The organism is Massilia sp. NP310 (assembly GCF_019443485.1).
GTDB lineage: Bacteria > Pseudomonadota > Gammaproteobacteria > Burkholderiales > Burkholderiaceae_D > Telluria > Telluria timonae.
In genome coordinates this window covers 4378166-4393928 of the sequence record NZ_CP080379.1, presented here as the reverse complement: position 1 = coordinate 4393928, position 15763 = coordinate 4378166, and the positions used below count along the sequence as shown (strand labels likewise).

Below are 15763 nucleotides of genomic sequence, written 5' to 3'. Positions count from 1 at the left end.
CTTGGAGACATATGAAGACAATAAGCAAACTGGCCGCGCTGCTCGTGCTGGCCGCCAGCGCGGGCTGCGCCACGCAGCCCGCCGCCACCGACGGCCTGGCCGGCTGGACCCTCGAATGGAGCGATGAATTCGACGGCGCCACGCTGGACCGCGGCAAATGGCTCCCCGAGACCGGCGGCCATGGCTGGGGCAACAACGAGATGCAGTTCTATACCGGCCGGCCCGAGAACGTGCGCGTGGAAGACGGTCACCTGGTGATCGAGGCGCGCAAGGAACGCTACGAAGGCAAGGACTACACCTCGGCGCGGCTCAAGACGGCCGGGCTGAAGGAAACGCAGTACGGCCGCTACGAAGCGCGCATCAAGGTGCCGAAGGGCCAGGGCATCTGGCCCGCGTTCTGGATGCTGGGGGCGAACATCAAGCAGGTCGGCTGGCCGAAGAGCGGCGAGATCGACATCATGGAGATCATCGGCAAGGAGCCGGCCAATGCCTACGGCACCCTGCACGGGCCGGGCTACTCGGGCGAGCACGCAAACAGCCGCGCCAGCGCGCTCGAGGGCGCGGAGTACGGCGACGACTTCCACGTGTTCGCCGTCGAATGGGAGCCGAAAGAAATTCGTTGGTACCGCGACGGCATTCACTACCACACCGCGACGCCCGCGACGGTCAAGGGAGAATGGGTGTTCGAGCATCCCTTCTTCGTGCTGCTCAACCTGGCCGTGGGCGGCTACTGGCCGGGCTATCCGGATGCGACCACGCCGTTCCCGCGCCGCATGCTGGTCGATTACGTGCGCGTGTATCGCAAGGCCGCGCCCTGACGGCCTGGCCGGGCGGCCGGATTCGTGGCCGCCTCCTGCAAACAATCCGCATCGGTGCGAGAATACGGCCAGGCACGCAACCCTGACACAGGGTGCATGCCAGGACCGATTCGACAATCCCCGATCTTCCTCCACAGCGACCACAGACCCGAGCGGCCATTTGCCGCCCGGCGCGCCAGTATTGGCGTCGTTGCGCAGGAAGCATCACCTGGAAAGCACCAATGACCGCATTATTCACTCCCTTCACCCTCAAATCCGTCACCCTGCGCAACCGCATCGCGGTGCCGCCGATGTGCCAGTACAGCGCCGTCGACGGCGTCACCAATGACTGGCATCGCGCCCACTACGCGTCGATCGCGCGCGGCGGCGCCGGCCTGGTGATCGTCGAAGCCACGGCCGTCACGCCGGAAGGCCGCATCACCCCGGGCTGCGCCGGCCTGTGGAACGACGAACAGGTGGCCGGCATGGCCGCCATCGCCGCCGCGATCAAGGATGCCGGCGCGGTGGCCGGCATCCAGATCGGCCACGCCGGCCGCAAGGCGAGCGCGAACCGTCCGTGGGACGGCAACGCGCACATCCCGAACGACGCGCCGGACGGCTGGCAGACCATCGCCCCATCCGCCCTCGCCTTCGGCGGCGACCTGCCGAAAGTGCCGCAAGAGATGACCCTGGACGACATCGCGCGCGTGCGCCAGGGCTTCGTCGACGCCGCGCGGCGCGCCCTGGCCGCCGGCTTCGAATGGCTGGAGCTGCACTTCGCCCACGGCTACCTGGCGCAATCCTTCCTGTCGCCGCATTCGAACCGCCGCGATGACCAGTACGGCGGCGACCTCGATGGCCGCGGACGCTTCCTGCTCGAGACCCTGGCCGCGGTGCGCGAGGTATGGCCGCAGCACCTGCCGCTGACGGCGCGCATGGGCGTGATCGAATACGACGGCAGCGACGAAGAGACGCTGGCGGAATCGATCGAGCTGACCCGTCGCATGCGCGAGGCCGGCCTGGACATGTTGAACGTGAGCGTCAACTTCACCGTCCCCGACGTCAAGATTCCCTGGGGTCCGGGCTTCCTGGCGCCGGTCGCCAGGCGTGTGAAGAACGAGGCCGGCCTGCCGGTGGCGTCGTCCTGGTATATCGGCGACCCGCAGGTGGCCAACCAGGCGGTGCTTGATGAGCAGATGGACCTGGTGATGATCGGCCGCGAGCACCTGGCCGATCCGCACTACGCCTTCCGCGCGGCCAAGGAGCTGGGCGTGGAAAATCCGTTCGCCATCCTGCCGCCGCAGTACGGCTGGTGGCTGGAACGCTACCGGTAAGCCAGCCGCTGCTGGTCCGCGGCCGGCGCGGGCGGCGCCAGCCGCAGCGCCGTGCCGTGGCGCGCCAGGTCGCGGCCCAGCACCAGCCGCAAGTTGACGGGCGCGCCCAGGTCGACTTCGCGCAGCTGGGTGCTGCCCAGGCGCCGCGCCAGCCTGCGCGCGGCGTCGGCATGGGACGGCTCGTATTCGATGCGGGTATGCGGCACCGCGAAGCCCGCCTCGTTCGACAGGCGCGTCACCCGGATGCCCGGTTCGTCGATGCGATTCGACAGCGCGCGCGCCATGCCGGTCACCCCATTGCCGTTGCGGATCTCCAGCCGCGCCACCGCAGCCGAAGCCGGCGCCTCGCGTTCCTCCTGCGCCTCGTGCGCCGCGCGCGCCGCCTCCACCCGCCGCAACTCCATCATGCCATCCACGCCGACGTGGATATAGGACTGGGACCAGTCGGGGTGGGCCTGCGGCTTTGGCGCGGCCAAGGCCTGGCCGAGCGGCGCCACCTCGGTCTTGCCGCCGGCGGCGGCAAAATCGGCGCGCAGGTCATGCTGGCGCAGCGCCGCCGCCTGTCTGCGCATCTGTTCCGCCCTTTCCGTTTGTCCCAAGCCCGCAAGCGCGTCGCCCAGCAGCTGCCAGGCGCGCGGATTGAGCGGGTCGAGCAGGCAGGCGCGTTCCAGCGCGCCCCGCGCTTCCTCGTGCGCGCCGCCCAGCAGGTAAGCCTGCCCCAGGTTGGCGAACAAATAAGCCTTGCCCGGCCCCGCATCCAGCCCGATCGATGCTGTCAGCTCGCGCCAGATGGCGATCGCCGGTTCCAATTCGCGTCCTTCGGCGTACAGGGTCGCCAGGCCGTTGCGCGCGCCGGGATGGCCGGGCTCTAGCTGAAGCGCGGCCTGGTAGGAGGCGCGCGCGGCGTCCGGCTGCTGCGCCAGGTGTTGCGCGCGGCCGGCGCCATAGAGTTGCTCGGCCTGCGCGCCGGTGTCGACGGCGGCGCGCCAGCCGGACGGCGAGCAGGCCATCAGGCCGGCGCACAACAGCGCCAGGCGGGTCATCTTGAGGGTGCGTCGCATGGGAGTCGCTCCTTTCAGCGCGCGAAGGGCAAGGAGCCCAGGGTGCGCGAGATCTGGATCGCCGCCGGTCCGAGCAGGACCATCAGCAGCGTCGGGAAAATGCAGAAGATCAGCGGGAACAGCAGCTTGAGGCCGATCTTGGCGGCGGTTTCCTCGGCCATCATGCGCCGCTTGTGGCGCAGGTTCTCGGCATGCACTCGCAGCGAGTCGCCGACGCTGGTGCCGAAGCGCTCGGACTGGATCAGCATCGCGACCAGGGTGTCGACGTCGTCCACGCCCGAGCGCAGCGCGAAGTTGCGCAGCGCCTTTTCCTTGCTGAAGCCGGCGCGCATTTCCATCAGCACCAGTTGCAGCTCCTGCGACAGCACCATGCTCTTGATGTGGATTTCGGCCGCCACCTTGACCAGCGCCCGCTCCAGGCTCAGGCCGGCCTCGACGCAAACCGTCAGGAGGTCGAGCGCGTCGGGGATGGTCTCGAAGATCTCGCGCCGGCGCCGCCGCACCAGGCGCTCGAGCACCGCGTTCGGCGCGTAGTAGCCGAACGCGGCGCCCAGCAGCAGGATGCCCAGCACCTTGCCGCCGTTCAGGGACGAGCCATACAGCACCAGGAACGGCGCGCACAGGGCAGGCACCAGCAGCGCCAGCGCGGTCTTGGACGCGAAGTACAGGGTCGGCGCCGACGGGTGGCGCCAGCCGGCGTTCATGAAACGGGTGCGCAAGGTCGATTTTTCCCAGCCCTCCTCGGGGATCGACAGCCTGGTGAGGGGACGGGCGACGCTGGCGACGCGCTCGATCCAGCGCACGCCTGCTTCCTGTCCGGCGCGCGGGCCGAGGAAGCGGAGCAGGCGCTCGCGCAGGGCCAGCGGCGCGAACAGCACCAGCGCGACCCAGGCCAGCAGGCAGACGACGGCGAAGACGATCAGCAGGAAGATCAGCTGGGAAGAAGTCATGGAGGCCTCACACGCGGATGCGGATGGTCTTGCGCAGCCACAGCACGCCGAACACGATCATGCCCAGGCCGTACCACAGCAGGCGCACCCCGGACGGATCGGTCCACAGCATGCGCACGTAGGCCGGGCTGCTGACCAGCATCACGCCCATCACGCCGAACGGCAGCAAGCCCAGGATCCAGGCCGACATGCGGCCCTCGGCCGACAGCACGCGCACGTGCGCCACCAGCTTCAAGCGGGCACGGATGATCTGGCTGATGTTGCCGAGGATTTCAGCCAGGTTGCCGCCCGACTCGCGCTGGATCAGCACCGCGATGATCAGGTAGCGCAGGTCGGTCAGCGGGATCCGTTCGGCCAGGCCGTGCAGGGCCTCGTTCATCGGCACGCCGTAGTTGATTTCCTCGCGCGTGATGCGGAACTCGCCGGCCAGCGGCTCGGGCAGCTCGTTGCCGACGATTTGCAGCACGTTGGTGAACGAGTGGCCGGCGCGCAGCGCGCGCGCGATGAAGTCGGCCGCCTCGGGCAGCTGGTGCTCGATGCGCACCAGGCGCCGCATGCGCATGCGGTGCAGCAGCCACCAGGGCAGGAGCAGGCCGCCGACGCAGGCCAGCAGGCGCGCCGGCAGCGGCACCTCGACCGCGCTGACGGCGCTCGAAGTGAGCACCAGGGCCGCCGCCAGGCAGCCGAGCGAGCCGGCGAGGAACTGGCCGACCGACCAGGTGGCGCCGGCCTGCACCAGCAGCGCATCGACGCGCTGCGCCAGCGTCGAGCGATGCAGCAGGCGGTCCAGCGCCTCGATGCGGCTGTAGCGGCGCTGCTTGAGGATCGAGATCCGTTCGCCGCTGCGGCCTTGCAGGCCGCCGGACATGATCTGCAGGCGGCGCGCGATGCGGCGCGCCGCCGCGCCATGGGTGCTCATCCACCACAGATAGAAGCCCTCGACCGCCAGGATCACGGCCGCGAACACCAGCACCACGAAGCCATAGAACAAGCCGTCCATATGCGCGCTCCCGGTCGCTCGATTCAGTCAAACCGGCGGTCGGGGTCGAACGAATCGTCCGGCACCGGGACCCCGAACAGCTTGAGGCGGTCGGCGAAGCGCGGGCGCACGCCGGTGGCGCTGAAGTGGCCCAGCACTTTCCCGTCGACGTCGACCCCGCGCTGCTCGAAGCGGAAGATCTCCTGCATCGAGATGATCTCGCCCTCCATGCCGGTGATCTCCTGCAGGCTGACCAGCTTGCGCGTGCCGTCGGTCAGGCGCGAGACCTGCACCACCACCGTCACCGCCGACACGATCTGCTGGCGGATCGCGCGCGGCGTCAGGTTCACCGCCGCCATGCTGACCATGTTCTCCAGCCGCGACAGCGCGTCGCGCGGCGTGTTCGAGTGGATGGTGGCCAGCGACCCTTCGTGGCCGGTGTTCATCGCCTGCAGCATGTCCAGCGCTTCCGGGCCGCGCACCTCGCCCAGGATGATGCGGTCGGGCCGCATGCGCAGCGCGTTGCGCACCAGCGCGCGCTGCGGCACCTCGCCCTTGCCCTCGATGTTGGCCGGTCGCGTCTCCAGGCGCACCACGTGCGGCTGGCGCAGCTGCAGCTCGGCCGCGTCCTCGATCGTCACCACCCGTTCGCTGGCCGGGATGAAGCCCGAGATCAGGTTGAGCAAGGTGGTCTTGCCGCTGCCGGTGCCGCCCGAGATCAGGATGTTGACCTTGGCCGTGCCCAGCCCTTCCAGCACCCGGATCATGGGCGCGGTCATGCTCTTGTAGTCGAGCAGGTTCTGCACCGTCAGCGGGCTGCCGCCGAAGCGGCGGATCGACAGGATCGGCCCGTCCACCGCCAGCGGCGGGATGATCGCGTTCACCCGCGAGCCGTCCGGCAGCCTGGCGTCGACCATCGGGCTCGACTCGTCCACCCGGCGGCCCACGCGCGAGACGATCTTTTCGATGATCTTCATCAGGTGGGCGTTGTCGTGGAAGGTGATCTCGGTCAGCTCCAGACGGCCGTGGCGCTCGACGTAGACCTTGTTGAAGGTATTGACCAGGATGTCCGAGATCGAGGGGTCGGACAGCAGCGGCTCGAGCGGGCCGAAGCCCAGCATCTCGTGCTGGATGTCGAGCACCAGGTGATGCCGCTCGTGCTGGTTGAGGACGATGCGCTCGTCCTCGATGATGCGCTGGACCAGCAGCGCCAGTTCGTGCTTGAACTGCTCGGCGGTCAGGCGCTTGAGCCGCTCCAGGTCGATCCGGTCGAGGATCATCTGGTGCATCAGCTTCTTGAGCTCCTGGTAAGCCTGGTTCGGCGCGTCCTGCAGCTCGGCGCCGCCGCTGGGGATGCGCTCCTGGCCGGACAAGGCAAGTCGTTCGCGAAGGGACATGGGCGTCTTTCTCAACTGGTCAGTAATCGGCGTCCTGGCGCCCGAACAGGCGGTCCAGCAGGCCGCGGCTTTCCTGGACCCGGTGCGCGGTCACCAGCTCGACCATCTCGGCCAGGCTGCGCGCGGCGGAGCTCGAGCGCGACAGCTGCAGCACCGGCACGCCCTGGTTCACCGAATCGGTCACCGCGACGTAGTCGTTGGGGAAGGTGTGCACCACCTCGCAGCCGAGCGCCGCATGCAGGTCTTGCAGGCGCAGCTTGCCGCCCTTCTCGTAGCGGTTGACGATCAGGCGGATGTTGTCCAGCACGTAGCCCAGCGAGCGGAAGATGTCGAGCAGGCGCCGCGCGTCGCGGATGTCGGGCAGCGCCAGCTGCAGCACCGGATAGATGGTGTCGGTGACGTCCAGCGCGCGCAGCGACACCGCGTCGATCTGGCGTCCGACGTCGAGCAGCACGTAGTCGTAGTTCTGGCGCGCCACGCGCAGGATGGTGTCGATGTGTTCCGGCTTGGCCTCTTTCGCGTGGCCGGGATCGTCGGCCGCGGCCAGCACGCCGAAGCCCGGCGTGACGTGCACCAGGCACGATTCGAGGAAGGGCCCGTCCACGCGCGCGATCTGGGCGCACACGTCCGACATCGTCATGGCCGGCTTCTGGTCCGACACGTACAGGGCGGCGTCGCCGAACTGGCCGTGCAGGTCGATGAGCAAGACCTTCTTGCCCGCCAGCGTGGCCAGCGCATAGCCGAAGTTGGCCGAGATGAAGGTGGCGCCGCTGCCGCCCTTGCAGGCGATGAAGGCCAGCACCTTGCCTTCGCGCAGGCTCGACACGCCGGCGGCGGTGGCGATCCGGTCCATCGCCTCGTGGAAGGCGCGGTGCACCAGCGGCAGTTGCAGCAGCTCGCGCACGCCGGCGCGCATCGCCGTGATCAACAGGTCGGGCTGGTGCTGGTTGGTGAGCAGCATCAGCTGCGATCCCGGATACTGGCGGCCCAGGCGCTCGAGCAGGGCGGCCTCCAGCGGCTCCAGCCCGCTGGCGTCGACGATCACCAGTTGCGGGGCGTCGGGTTCGGGGCGGTCGAGCGCTTCGCGCAGGCTGGCGCGGGTGGCGGCCAGGTGCAGGGGCGGCACCCGCGCCGCGCCCTGCGAGGCCAGCTCCGCGTACAAGTGGCTGTCGCGGCTGATCAGGAGCGCTCTCATGGCAGCCCCGGACAAGGGACGTTCGCTGCGCGCGCGTCCATCACTGGTCCACCATCGCCGCCGGCTGGCCGGTATCCGGCCGGGCGAACGAGCGCTGGTAGTTGTCGATGGCGGCGCGCGCGGCGCGGCCATCGAGGCCCAGGGCGGGATTGCCGCTGGCGGCGCCGCTCGGGTCGAGCACCTGGGCCGCCAAATTGCTGCGGGTGGCCGCGCCGAAGCGCGCATCCCAGTCCGGCGTGGTCGAGACGCATCCCGACGCGCCGCAGGCGAGCAGCGCCAGCGCCGCCCATCGTGTGAATGTGGTTCGCATTGCATTCCCCTGTGTCAGTTCGAAGCCGCCGGCGTCAGTTCGAAGCTCCCGGATACCGCACCGGGTACCGCGGCCGGCGGCGTGGCCGGCGCCCCGGCAGGCGCCGCGGCGGCGGGCCGCTCCCCTTCCAGCCGCCCGCCCAGCATCAGGCCGGCGCGCGACGGCGCGACATGGCCGTCGGTGGGCAGCACATGGCTGCCGCCCGGCAGCGGCTTGACCAGGCGCGCCGTGATCACGAACACCAGCTCGGTGCGGTCCTGCTGGTAGTCGGTGCTGCGAAACAGCGCGCCCAGCACCGGAATCTCGCCCAGGCCCGGCAAGCCCTTCATGTTGGCGATCAGGTTGTTGCGCACCAGGCCGCCGATCGCGAAGCTCTGGCCGTCATGCAGCTGCACCGTGGTGCTGGCGCGGCGCGTGGTCACCAGCGGCATGATGGCGGTGCCGGTGATGCCGGTGGCGGTGATGCCGATCCCTTCGCGCGACAGTTCGGACACCTCCGGCGCCACCTTCAGGTTGATGCGCCCGCCCGACAGCACGGTCGGGGTGAAGCGCACGCCGACCCCGAATTCCTTTTCTTCCAGCGTGACGCGGTCGTCGTCCTGCGACACCGGGATGTAGAACTTGCCGCCGGCCAGGAACGAGCCTTCCTGGCCGCTGATGGCCAGCACGTTCGGCTCGGCCAGGATGCGCACCAGGCCATCGAGCTTGTCGGCCTCGATGGCGAAACGGTTGCCATTGGTCTTGACTCCCGACAGGCTGCCGCCCAGCAGGCCACTCAGGAAATCGGTGGCCAGGGTGGTGGTCCAGCTGCCGGAGCCGAAGCTGAAGCGGGTGCCGGTCTCGAGCCGTTCGAGCAGGGTGCGCGAGATCTCGGCCACCTTGACCTCGAGCTGCACCTGCTGCGGCGCGCTCACTGCCAGCAGGTTGATCACCCGGGTGCCGGCGCCGCCCGCCGCGCCGGCGCCGCTGGCGCCATTCCTTCCCACCACGATCACGCCATCGGTATCGTTTTCCTTGTCGGCCGCCGGCAGCTGGCGCAGCGGACGCCGCACATAGGCGCCGGCCAGCTCCACCGCGCGCTGCACGACGGTGGCGTCGCTGACGGTGCCGGTCAGGATCAGGCTGTCGTTGGCCGCCATCACGCGGATGTCCTGCTCGTCCGGCATCGCGGCCTTGAGCGTGGCTTCCAGCCCGCTCGGGTCCATCGCGATCGTGATGTCGATCACGCTGCACAAGCCGCTGCGGCCCTGCACGATCATATTGGTGCTGCCGACGTCGACGGCGGCGATGTACAGGGTGTCCGGGGCGACCAGCATCGCCTGCACCACGGCCGGGTTGCCGACGCTGCGGCGGGCCACCTTCTCGGGCAGGCGCAGCATGGTCGACTTGCCCATCTGGAGCGCCATCACGGCCGGCCGCGCGGCCTCGCCGCGGCAGCCTTCGGCGACGCGCGCGGGCACTTCGCTCGCGGTGCGGGCGGGCGCCGGCTTCTTCGGCGCCGGCTTCGGTTCCGCCACCTTTTGCGCGGCGGCGGCGGCGGCGGGCGCGGCGCTGGCCAGGGCCGGGCCGGCCAGCGCGGCAAGGACGGCGGCAAGGGTGGCGCGCAATGCGATCGAGGGACGTCGTTTCATGATCGATCCAGTCGGTGGTCAGAAGCATTCCTGCGATGCGTGCAGGCCGTTGATGACGCTGATGCAGTCGCGCTTGGGCGGGGCCGGGGCGCGCGCCTGCTGCACGCGCGGCCGCGGCGGGGCCCGCACCACCGGCGGCGGCGCGGCGGCGACAGCGGGCAGCAGGTTCTCCTTGGTCGCGCCGAAGGTGGCGGCGGCGGCCGGATCGACCTGGTTGCGCAGCGCCAGCGACAGGGTGCCCACGCTGCGCGCCAGGTCCAGCTTTTCGGCCTCGCTTGGCGTGACCTCGAGCGTGACGGCATTGACCACCTTGGGCTTGGTCTCGTCGCGATTGACTTCCTGCGCCACCGCCAGCACCAGGATCCGCTCCAGCACGATCTTCGAGATGCTCTGCTCGCGCGCCCGGGTCGCGTTCGGGTCCGGCATGGTCTCGGTGCTGACGATGATGTCGACGTAGTTGCCCGGCAGGGTGAAGCCGGCCACCCCGATCACGTCGTTGACGCGCACCGTGATCGCGCGCTTGCCCTCGGTGATCAGGGCCGACAGGCCGCCCAGGGTGCCGGCCGGCGCCAGCTTGGCTTCGCTGATCGGTTCGCCCGCGAGCAGGCTGCTGCGCAATACCCGTCCGCCCAGCGGCGCGGGATCGGTGAAGGCGCCCTTCGGCACGCTGTCGGCCGGCCAGTCGGCCAGCTTGAACATCTCGGGCGTCAGGCGCTGGCCGATGTCGACGTCGGCCTTGGCGACGACGATCCGGCCGGCGCTTGCGCCCGGGGCATTGAGCAGCCAGCTCGCCGCCAGCGCCACCGCCAGCAGGCCCAGCAGCACCGCCAGTGCCATCATGATCACGGCACGCTTGTTCTTCATCGCGCATCCCCTTCCTTGTCTTCCCGCTTCATCGCCGCTGGGTTCGATGCACAAGGCAGCGCGGGCGGCAGGGCGCTGGCTCCGAACAGGCTGCTCCAGGCCTGGACCAGGCCGTCCACGTCGCAGCGCGGCGCGCGGCCGGCGAAGCCGGCGAAATCGGCGATGCGTCCCAGCAGCTCGTGCGGCCAGGCGGCCAGCAGCGGGCGCCGGGTGCGGCGATGCAGTTCGTCGACCAGGAAATCGAACGCCGCCTCGTCGACCTCGATGCGGCGCAGCCGCGCCTGGCGCCGCAGCAGCGCGCGGTAACTCGCTTCGGACAGCGGCCCCACGGCGATGCGGTAGCCGATGCGGCGCAGGCAGGCGTCGTCCAGCACCGATTCCGGCGCCAGGCTGGTGGCCAGCACCAGGCCGACGTCGAACGGCAGCGCGTGGCTCGGGCCGTGCGGCACCGTCACGTGGTCCTGGCCGGCCTCCAGCGCGCCCAGCCAGCGGTGCAGCAGCTCGCCGGCCGGCATCCGCTGGCGTCCCAGGTCGTCCAGCACCAGCAGGCCGTTATTGGCCAGGATGTGGGGCGGCGCGCGCAGCACGCCGCTGGCGGCGTCGACCCGCAGTTCCAGCATGTCGCGCGTGAGCTCGGCGCCGACGTGCACCAGCGGCCGCTGGCTCAGGGCCCAGCGCGCGTCGCAACTGCGGCGTTCTTCCAGGCCGCGCATCTGCAGCGGCAACGGATGCAGGGCCGGATCGTGCAGCTGGACGATCTCGTGGTTGACCAGCACCGCGTACGGCACCGCGATCGGATCCTGGCGCAGGCGGGCGAACTTGCGCGCCAGGGTGGTCTTGCCGCTGCCGGACGGGCCATACAGCAGCAGCGGACGGCCGGAATACAGGGCCGCGCCGATCAGTTCGCGCATCGCCGGTTCCAGGCCGTCGCCGTCGAGCACCGCTTCGAGTTCGGCGCGCGCCACGCGCGGCGCGTCCGGCTGGCGCTGCGACTGCTGCGCCACCACCGAGCGCCAGGCCGCCAGGGTCACCGGCGCCGGTCCGGCATAACGCGACTCGGCCAGGTGCTCGCCGGCGGCGCGCGCGCCGGCGGCGGTGAGCTGGTAGTGCACGTCGAGATCGGTCTCGCCCGAATAGGCGACTTCGGCCTGCTGGCTGGCGACCAGGCCCTGCAGCACTTCGCGCACCACGCTGACCGACAGCCGCAGGCGTCCGGTAAGCCTGGACAGCGGCGTCTTGCCGCCGGCATGCAGGACCTTGAGCACCAATCCCGTCACCAGGCGCGGATCGAGCCCGGTGTCGCGCACGGTGCGCGGCTGGCGCGGCAGCACGGCGGCCACGTCGCCATCGCTTGACGACGCGCTGGCCCCGGACCCGAACGATGCATCGTGCCCGGCGGCGGCCGTGGTGGCCGACAACATTCCCATCATGCACCCTCCTGCCCATGAAGATGTTTCGGAAAACCTTGATTTGATTCTAGCGAGCGGCCTCATCAGGCACTTGATACCTGACAAAGGCCCGACCCGCCGCTCATAACAGCGGTCGGTCGGCGTAGCGACTGACCAGCAGCGCGATGGCGCCGGCGGCGATCGCCACGCCATAGGGAATCGAGCCGGCGCTGGGTTGGCCGCCGGCGCCGCCGATCACGGGCGCCGGCCCGCGCGGCAGGCGCAGCAGCATGGGCTTCAGGATCGCCCACATATTGGCCAGCGCCATGCGCAGGCGGCCCTTGAAGACGATGACGGCCAGCGCCATGACGCCGCCCACGCACCAGGCCAGGATGGCGATGCGCAGCGCGTCGCCGGGACCGGCGAAGGCGCCGACCGCGGCCATCATCTTGACGTCCCCGGCGGCCATGCCGCGGACCAGGTAAAAAGGCAGAAAGATCGCCAGGCCGGTCGCCGTCCCGCCCAGCCAGGCGAGCAGCCCCGCCAGCGGTTGCGGCGACAGCAGGTGCAGGACCAGGGCGCATGCCATGCCGGCGGCCAGCAGCCGGTTCGGAATGCGCCGGCTCTCCAGGTCCTTGAGCGCCGCCGCCGTCACCATCAGCAGCAGCAGCGTATCGAGGTAAAGTGCGACAGCCATGATCGGACTCCACGAAAAAAAAAGCCCCCCGGGGCCGAACCGCGTCCCGGGGGGCAGGCGGATTACTCCGGAACGACCAACTGATCGCGGATGTAGATGAAGGCCGCCTCGATGTTTTCACCGACTTCGCCAGCGACACCGGCCATCACCACGCCGATGAGGGCGGCGATCAGGCCATACTCGATGGCAGTCACACCGTTTTCGTCAGCGAAAAATGCTTTGATGGCGGAGGTAATCGTGCTCATGACAAACTCCTTATGATGGTTGAGGAAATACTGGCTGCGACTGGGCCCCGTCGCTACTGCTGTGTTACGTTTGCCAGTGAGTTCACTGTACAGATTAGTGCCGCACGGCAAGTTGACCATCCACAACTTTTCCGTATGGAAATGCATGCTTCTGATGAGAAACAAACTCCCAGGGTGATGTGTCAGCGCGCGGGAAACCATGAATAAAAATTGTTAAGAATAGTTGCCGGTAATACAAAAAAGTATTATGCTGTTTCGCTTGACCGCTGAAAAATGCGGCACCGCCGATCATGGCGCTGGGTATCCATTCAGCGCTGTCCGCCCTGTGCGCCACGCCTTGCGCGGGGCGGTCTCCCGGTACCTCTTATTGCTTGGTCTGATAACGACGACATGGATTCCCTGCTGCGACACATGGTGGACATGACCGGCCACCGCGATCACACCATGCTGGACATCTCCGTGATTTCGGCAGTCCAGGAATTGTCCGGCGCGGCCCGCACCCGGGTGCTCACTATCTCCAGCGTCGGCGAACAGTACTTCGTGCGCTCGCGCGCCTGCATCCATGCCGGCGGCGTGGCCTGCCCCGAAGAGCCGCAGGACAGCGGTCCCGGCGAACCGATCGCGCTCTATCCCGAACTCGGCGCCTGCGTGCGCCGCCACGAACCGCGCGCGGAAAGCATCGGCGCCGACGGCCTGCGCCGCCTGTGGCTGCCGATCTGGTTCGGCGACAAGGCCGACACCTGCCTCGAGATCGTGCATGCCGAACCGTTCACGCCCGAGGCGCTGTACATGGTCAACGGGATCGTCAGCGTGTACCGCAACTTCCAGAACCTGCTCGACTACAGCGAACGCGACTCGCTCACGGGCCTGCTCAACCGCAAGACCTTCGACGACCAGCTGGCGCGCATGCTGCACGCCTCCGAGACCGACGCCACGGCCCCCGGCCAGGCCGAGCGGCGCCACCACAACGGCGAAGAAAAGCAGTGGCTGGCGGTGGTCGACGTCGACCACTTCAAGGGCGTCAACGACCGCTTCGGCCACCTGTACGGCGACGAAGTGCTGATCCTGATCGCCAACCTGCTGCAGTCGTCGTTCCGCGCCCAGGACCGGGTGTTCCGCTTCGGCGGCGAGGAGTTCGTGGTGCTGCTGCGCTCGACGAACCTGGAGAACGCCCGCCGCATCATCGAGCGCTTCCGCGCCGACGTCGAGAGCCACGACTTCCCGCAGGTGGGCAAGGTCACGGTCAGCATCGGCTTCACCAGCGTCAGCGCCGCCGATTCGCCGGTGGTCACGCTGGGCCACGCCGACCAGGCCCTGTACTACGCCAAGGCCCACGGCCGCAACCGCGTGTGCCACTACGAAGAGCTGGTCGCCGGCGGGCTGCTGCAGACCGTGGCCGTCAACGACACCGCCGAATTCTTCTGATTCCCTGCACGTGAGGGCAGCGCGTTCAATCGCATGCCGAAGCAGCCGCGCGCCGCGCCGGCGGGTGGCAGGCGCTCAGGCCTCGGCCAGCTGCATGAAGCGCAGCGGCTCGACCTGCCACTTGGCGGCCGACTCGTGGCGCACGATGCGGTCGCCGCCGCCGAAGCCCGTCGCGCGCGACAGGTCGACCGTCTCGGGGCGGATATACACCTGCTGTTTCGCATGGAAGAACACGTTCACCTTCGGCGTGAGCAGGCTCGATTCGTGCGGCTCGACCACCACGCCCAGCCGGCCCGATTCCAGCAGCACCAGGGTGCCGACCGGGTAGATGCCGACGCAGCGCATGAACTCCTGGACCAGCGCCGGATCGAAGTGGTGCTTGCTCCACTCGTAGATCTTGCGCAGCGCCTCGGCCGGCGGGATGCCCTTGTGGTAGCAGCGGTCGGAGGTGATCGCGTCGTACACATCGACGATGGCCGCCATCTGCGCCAGCTCGCTGATGCCGTCCCCGGCCTGGCGGTCCGGATAGCCGCTGCCGTCGCGCCGCTCATGGTGGTGCAGCGTGATGTCGAGCGGCACCGGGCCGATGCCGGGCGTCTTCACCAGGATGTCGTGGCCGTCGCGCGGATGGCGCTTGACGATGGCGAATTCGGCGTCGGTCAGGCGGCCCTGCTTGTTGAGGATGGCGTCCGGCACCATGGCCTTGCCGGTGTCGTGCAGCAGGCCGCCCAGGCCGGCCTGGTAGATGGTTTCCTCGTCCATGCCGCGCGAGCGGCAGAAGGCGACCAGCAGCGCGCACACGCTGACCGAGTGCAGGAAGGTGTAGTCGTCCTTGTTCTTGAGCTGCAGGAGGCTGGGCAAGGCGCCCGAATTGCGCAGGATCGATTCGGTAACGCTCTGCACCACCGGGCTTACCTGGTCCAGCTCGACGGCCTTTCCCAGGCGCGCGTCCTGCATCACGGCGCGCACCAGACCCTCGGCCTGGCGCCGCACATGGATGGCGCGCTGCAATTCCTCGGCCAGCGGCACCCGCATGCGCGCGGAGGCCGTGGCGGCCTGCGCCAGCGCGGTCACCTCGGCCTCGGTGGCGGCCATGCTCTCGTCGACGGTGGGCGCGTCGACGTCCAGGCCGCGACGGCAATCGATCACGACGCCGCGGATACGCGCCTCGACGATCTTGCGGATCTCGGCCTCGTTCGTGATCAGGAACTGGTTGCGTACGAACGGATGCTCCATCCAACCGCAATCCAGGTCGTGGATGAACATGCCCACCCTGAGCTGTGAAGAATCCACTTTTTTCAGCATCTGTCGTGTCTCTTCTTCTGCATGAATTCCGATTATGCATTGAGTATAACAAGCAGATTGCATAATGGAACTTAATGTTGCCTTAGGGATACGCAATGTGAAATGGATCGAAGCCAGCCGTATTACTTCGCCGCGAGCTTGACGTTAACGTTAACGTCATATACCGTACCAGCATCCGTCCTCAC

16 protein-coding genes are annotated in these 15763 nt (G+C 68.8%); 3 read left to right on the top strand and 13 right to left on the bottom strand.

What is annotated here, in order from left to right:
- The first annotated feature begins 11 nt into the window (after positions 1–11).
- Both KY496_RS19300 and KY496_RS19295 read left to right on the top strand, forming a co-directional pair.
- Positions 12–818, top strand: coding sequence for a family 16 glycosylhydrolase (locus KY496_RS19300; protein ID WP_219862008.1), 807 nt, complete (start codon positions 12–14; stop codon positions 816–818).
- A gap of 221 nt (positions 819–1039) precedes the next feature.
- On the top strand, positions 1040–2131 hold the full coding sequence (locus KY496_RS19295) for an NADH:flavin oxidoreductase/NADH oxidase (protein WP_219862006.1): 1092 nt from the start codon (positions 1040–1042) through the stop codon (positions 2129–2131).
- On the opposite strand, the gene KY496_RS19290 is transcribed toward KY496_RS19295, so the two are convergent.
- The 12 genes from KY496_RS19290 to KY496_RS19235 all read right to left on the bottom strand — a co-directional run bounded on the left by KY496_RS19290 (position 2122) and on the right by KY496_RS19235 (position 13140).
- Positions 2122–3192 (bottom strand): tetratricopeptide repeat protein, encoded by a 1071-nt coding sequence (locus tag KY496_RS19290; protein WP_219862004.1) that lies wholly within the window; start codon positions 3190–3192, stop codon positions 2122–2124. The genes KY496_RS19295 and KY496_RS19290 overlap by 10 nt on opposite strands.
- Positions 3193–3206: 14 nt before the next feature.
- Entirely contained in the window at positions 3207–4142 is a 936-nt protein-coding gene (locus KY496_RS19285) for a type II secretion system F family protein (RefSeq protein WP_219862003.1), read from the bottom strand.
- A gap of 7 nt (positions 4143–4149) precedes the next feature.
- The gene (locus tag KY496_RS19280) at positions 4150–5142 is read right to left on the bottom strand and encodes a type II secretion system F family protein (protein ID WP_071360861.1); all 993 of its coding nucleotides are present in this window, start codon (positions 5140–5142) and stop codon (positions 4150–4152) included.
- Between the two features lie 23 nt (positions 5143–5165).
- A complete protein-coding gene (locus tag KY496_RS19275; RefSeq protein ID WP_184238474.1) occupies positions 5166–6518 on the bottom strand; it encodes a CpaF family protein in 1353 nt (450 codons plus the stop codon).
- A 19-nt stretch (positions 6519–6537) separates the two neighbouring features.
- The gene (locus KY496_RS19270) at positions 6538–7713 is read right to left on the bottom strand and encodes an AAA family ATPase (protein ID WP_005663814.1); all 1176 of its coding nucleotides are present in this window, start codon (positions 7711–7713) and stop codon (positions 6538–6540) included.
- Between the two features lie 40 nt (positions 7714–7753).
- A complete protein-coding gene (locus KY496_RS19265; protein WP_005663816.1) occupies positions 7754–8023 on the bottom strand; it encodes a hypothetical protein in 270 nt (89 codons plus the stop codon).
- Positions 8024–8037: 14 nt separating this feature from the next.
- A complete protein-coding gene (locus KY496_RS19260) occupies positions 8038–9654 on the bottom strand; it encodes a type II and III secretion system protein family protein (protein WP_219862000.1) in 1617 nt (538 codons plus the stop codon).
- Between the two features lie 18 nt (positions 9655–9672).
- Positions 9673–10518 carry a Flp pilus assembly protein CpaB gene (cpaB, locus tag KY496_RS19255; protein ID WP_005663820.1) on the bottom strand — a complete coding sequence of 282 codons (846 nt, stop codon included), beginning with the start codon at positions 10516–10518 and terminating at the stop codon, positions 9673–9675.
- On the bottom strand, positions 10515–11948 hold the full coding sequence (locus KY496_RS19250) for an ATP-binding protein (RefSeq protein WP_184238480.1): 1434 nt from the start codon (positions 11946–11948) through the stop codon (positions 10515–10517). The genes cpaB and KY496_RS19250 overlap by 4 nt, the downstream gene beginning before the upstream one ends.
- 100 nt (positions 11949–12048) lie before the next feature.
- On the bottom strand, positions 12049–12603 hold the full coding sequence (locus KY496_RS19245; RefSeq protein WP_184238482.1) for a prepilin peptidase: 555 nt from the start codon (positions 12601–12603) through the stop codon (positions 12049–12051).
- Between the two features lie 62 nt (positions 12604–12665).
- The gene (locus KY496_RS19240; RefSeq protein ID WP_005663826.1) at positions 12666–12848 is read right to left on the bottom strand and encodes a Flp family type IVb pilin; all 183 of its coding nucleotides are present in this window, start codon (positions 12846–12848) and stop codon (positions 12666–12668) included.
- A 94-nt stretch (positions 12849–12942) separates the two neighbouring features.
- Positions 12943–13140 (bottom strand): hypothetical protein, encoded by a 198-nt coding sequence (locus KY496_RS19235; RefSeq protein ID WP_219861998.1) that lies wholly within the window; start codon positions 13138–13140, stop codon positions 12943–12945.
- 98 nt (positions 13141–13238) lie between these two features.
- Here KY496_RS19235 and KY496_RS19230 point away from each other — a divergent pair, with 98 nt between their 5' ends.
- A complete protein-coding gene (locus KY496_RS19230) occupies positions 13239–14273 on the top strand; it encodes a GGDEF domain-containing protein (RefSeq protein WP_005663827.1) in 1035 nt (344 codons plus the stop codon).
- Between the two features lie 75 nt (positions 14274–14348).
- Here KY496_RS19230 and KY496_RS19225 read toward each other — a convergent pair whose 3' ends face one another.
- A complete protein-coding gene (locus KY496_RS19225; protein WP_005663830.1) occupies positions 14349–15578 on the bottom strand; it encodes an HD-GYP domain-containing protein in 1230 nt (409 codons plus the stop codon).
- Positions 15579–15763: the final 185 nt, after the last annotated feature.